We start from the raw sequence: 645 nt of genomic DNA on the forward strand, positions 1-645 counted from the left end.
GCGTATGCTGCCTCAATATGCCAAACAGCGTTTCGATAAATGGTACGGAAGGTATGGCAAATCAACACATCCAACCCATAGGGGAAAAGTATGGATAGTGGCCGATGAATTTTCAAATTTTTACGACAGTGACATCACCATTAAAACGGTGATGCTGCTTCACCGTTTGGGGTATAAGGTGGCTCTGGCTCCTGTAAAGGAGAGTGGGCGCACGCAGATTTCCAAAGGGTTTGTGAGGGCGGCAGCAGGCATTGCACGTACCAACATATCCAGACTTAACGGTAAAATTTCTTCTGAAACGCCGCTTGTGGGCATCGAGCCTGCGGCAATTCTTTCGTTCAGGGACGAGTATCCCGATTTGGTTCCCTCTGAAATGCGAAATGCTGCAGAACAAATAGCTGCTCACACGTTTACGCTAGATGAATTTTTGGATAGGGAGATGGAAGCTGGCCGCATTTCAAGGTCGGATTTTACTGCTGAGCATAAAACCATAAAGTATCATGTGCACTGCCATCAAAAGGCATTGTCGAAACCAGGAGTGCTGAAGCGCGTGTTGTCGTTCCCCGAAAACTACACCGCCGAGGAGATTCCTTCAGGTTGTTGTGGTATGGCCGGTGGTTTTGGTTACGAAGAGAAGCATTACAA

General features: G+C 47.6%; 1 protein-coding gene. It reads left to right on the forward strand.

All coding sequences use genetic code 11. From position 1 onward, the window contains the following. Positions 1 to 645, forward strand: a 645-nt coding sequence (locus C6366_RS20810) for a (Fe-S)-binding protein (protein WP_199221571.1), incomplete at both ends; no start/stop codon positions are given.

This window comes from Desulfonatronum sp. SC1 (assembly GCF_003046795.1).
In the GTDB taxonomy this organism is placed as follows: Bacteria; Desulfobacterota; Desulfovibrionia; order Desulfovibrionales; family Desulfonatronaceae; genus Desulfonatronum.